This is a genomic window from Archangium sp., assembly GCF_036389735.1.
Lineage (GTDB): Bacteria > Myxococcota > Myxococcia > Myxococcales > Myxococcaceae > Archangium.
In genome coordinates this window covers 1-2,863 of the sequence record NZ_DASVWK010000598.1, presented here as the reverse complement: position 1 = coordinate 2,863, position 2,863 = coordinate 1, and the positions used below count along the sequence as shown (strand labels likewise).

Annotated in this window: 1 protein-coding gene and 2 pseudogenes; 2 read left to right on the top strand and 1 reads right to left on the bottom strand. The window is 68.2% G+C overall.

The genetic code is table 11. The features are described 5' to 3' along the window. Window positions 1-201: pseudogene (locus VF794_RS20870) on the top strand (UDP-glucose 4-epimerase GalE); the annotation flags it as partial. A 605-nt stretch (window positions 202-806) separates the two neighbouring features. On the opposite strand, the gene VF794_RS20865 reads toward VF794_RS20870, so the two are convergent. Beyond that, the gene (locus VF794_RS20865; RefSeq protein ID WP_331113076.1) at window positions 807-2,003 is read right to left on the bottom strand and encodes a glycosyltransferase family 1 protein; all 1,197 of its coding nucleotides are present in this window, start codon (window positions 2,001-2,003) and stop codon (window positions 807-809) included. Window positions 2,004-2,286: 283 nt separating this feature from the next. On the opposite strand from VF794_RS20865, the pseudogene VF794_RS20860 reads away from it, so the two are divergent. Continuing rightward, a pseudogene (locus VF794_RS20860) lies at window positions 2,287-2,863 on the top strand (GTPase HflX); the annotation flags it as partial.

The following is a 2,863-nucleotide window of genomic DNA, read 5'->3' as shown; positions in this document are numbered from 1 at the left end:
AAGCAGGTCATCGACTCCGCCCGCCGCGTCACCGGCCGCGAGATTCCCGTGCGCCAGGGCCCGCGGCGGCCCGGTGACCCGGCGGTGCTCATCGCCAGCTCCGCGCGCATCATGCGCGAGCTCGGCTGGCGTCCCGCGCAGCAGAAGCTGGACACCATCGTCGAGTCCGCCTGGCGCTGGATGCAGCGCCACCAGCACTAAGCCCCGGACATGGATGTTGTCCCCCCTCGCCACGGGACCGCTGGCGATGAGCGAGGGGGAGCATGTGCGCGCTGATCCTTCCGGCCGCGAGCTGTTCCGACTGGTCCGACCATCGGACCACTTGCTCGAGTTCGCGCCCGGAAGCCGCCCTGTGCTCTTCGTCCTGTGATGATGTCGAAGAGCCTTGTGGACACTTCACCCGCCCAACGTAGACAGAAACCATGTCCGGGGGCTTGGCGCACGAGTGTCCCGCCGCCGCGTAGGCCTGGACGAGCACGGCCTCCACGCGGGCGACGTCGGTCGCGAGCTTGAGCTCCTCCGCGCCGCGGCCGCGTCCCGCCCGAGGGCGCTGTAGTGCTCGAGCTCCTCGGGCATGAGGGACCAGCGGGCACGCACCAGGCCGGCACCTCCTCGTGCTCCAAGCCGATCCTTCTCGATGATGTCGGTGAGCACCCAGGCCCCGCCCCGGTGACGAGCACCTCCGCGACGCCCGCCTCCGATCCACCCCTCTCAAACGGACAGCGCCGTGGCCATTGTCGTTGGGACGACGATGACCACGGCGCTGTGCCATCACAAGCGGTCTCGTTGGATTCCGCTTCGAGGCCTCACATGTCCGGCTGAGAGACCGACGTGGACTCCAGGTTCCACCGGGGGCGTGCCGCCACCGCCTGGTCGATGTGGCCCTTCATCCCGCTCCAGGTGTGGTCCCAGGACAGGCGCGAGAGGAACTCGTCCACGCGCGGCAGCCACTCCGCGCGCGACTGGGACAGGTTCGCCTCCACTGCCCGGATGAAGTCCTCCGGCGTGTCCGCGATGCGCACCAGGTCCAGCTCACCGTAGGGGCGCACCACGTCCCGGATGGAGGTGGACACCACGGGCCTGCCCGCCGAGAGGTACTCAGGGGTCTTGGTGGGGCTCAAGAAGCGCGTGGCCTGGGTGCGCGCGAAGGGCAGCATGGCCACGTCCCAGCCCGCCATGTAGGCCGGCAGCTCCTGGTATTTCTTGCCGCCCAGGTAGTGGATGTTGGGCAGGCGCGGCAGGCTGTCGGGGGAGATCTTCACCACCGGCCCCACCATCACCAGCTGCCAGTCCGGACGCGCCCGGGCGACCGCCTCCAGCAGCGCCAGATCCATCCGCTCGTCGATGACTCCGCAGTAGCCGATCCGCGGATGGGGGATGGAGGCCTGGTCAGACGGATCCGCGAGCCCCTGGCGGGCCTGCGCGAAGTGCGGCACGTCCACGCTGCTCGGGAAGGGATGGACGTTGGGGTGGCGCTCCCGCTTGGCCTCGTAGAGGTGGTGGCCGCCGGTGAACATGACGTCCGCGCGGCGCAGCAGTTCCCCCTCCCGCTGCAACAGCACGGGCGGCGCACCACTGAAGGCGGACAGCTCGTCCATGCAGTCGTAGACCACCGCCCGTGGCGTCAGGTGCTCCGAGAACGCCATGGCCATCGGCGTGTAGTACCAGAGCACGAAGTCATCCACGCCGTGGTCCGCGAGCAGCGCGGCGAGCAGCTCACGCTGCACGGCCATCAGGGTTTCCGGCTCCACCCGGGTGCCCGGCGGTGGATCGGGCGTCACCTGTGTGGCCCCCTCCACGTGGATGTGGGGGGTGGCGACCCAGACGCCCTCCGGCGAGCGGACGACTTTCAGCGAGGTGGGGCCGGGACCCCAGGCAGGCTCCTCCACGAAGAAGACGCGGCGCTCACGCGCGAAGCGGGACATCAGGTGCTGTGGGCGCTGGAAGACGAAGTTCCAGCGCAGGTGCGACAGGCAGACAAGGTCGGGAAGTCCGTTCTGCATGTGATCTTCCTCCGGCAGGATTCGACGTTGCGCAGGAAGATGGGGGTCATTCCCCTCCATCCCCACTGGACCCGGAGGCAGTAGTGAGGGACCCCTGCCCTTCAAGGCGGGAATCAGGTGCCCGCTCGCATGCTCGCTATCAGCACCGGTTCCGTCATGACGGCATCAACCGGGAGTCCGGAGTGCTTAGCGTGAACCTTGAACGGAGCGGCACGCTCCACCCTCAAGGAGAGCGACAATTCTTTCCATCAGCGGAAACACCCTGGGGCTCAAGCCAAGTCAGGTGAAGCGCCTGGAAGCGACCTACCGCCGCAGGGTGAGGCCCGAGGAGGTCATAAGCCCCGAGCTTGCTCGCCATCTTTCCGAGATCTCCCTCGAAACGGGCCGTCAGATCGGCGTGCTCATCAACCGACACGGTGACATCGAGCACGTCGTCGTCGGTGACGCGGCCAAGATGGAACTCCCCGATCTGGGTCGCGTCCGTGCGGGTGACACCCGTCTGCGCGGTCTGCGGCTCGTCCACACCCACTTGAAGGACGAGCCGCTCACGCCCGACGACCTCACCGATCTCGTCATGCTCCGGCTCGACCTCGTCTGCGCGATCGTGGCACAGCCCGATGGCCTGCCCGGCAAGGTCCACCTTGGTTATCTCGACCCCGAGGCGACTGGCGAGCGCGCGAAGTTATGGAAGACCGAGGTGGCCGATGACGTCCATGGTCTCCACTTCGACCCCGTGGCCCGGGCCGAGGAGATCGAGGCCGGTTTCAGCCGCTCCGTCGCTGGCCGGGAAGTCGCCACCGAGGGGCGCGCCATTCTCATCGGGGTGTCGATGGGCGACCGCGAGCACGCGAACGCCTCGA

Excerpts from the sequence above, each read along its gene's own strand:
- VF794_RS20865 (WP_331113076.1), bottom strand. The coding sequence starts at position 2,003 with ATGCAGAACGGACTTCCCGACCTTGTCTGCCTGTCGCACCTGCGCTGG.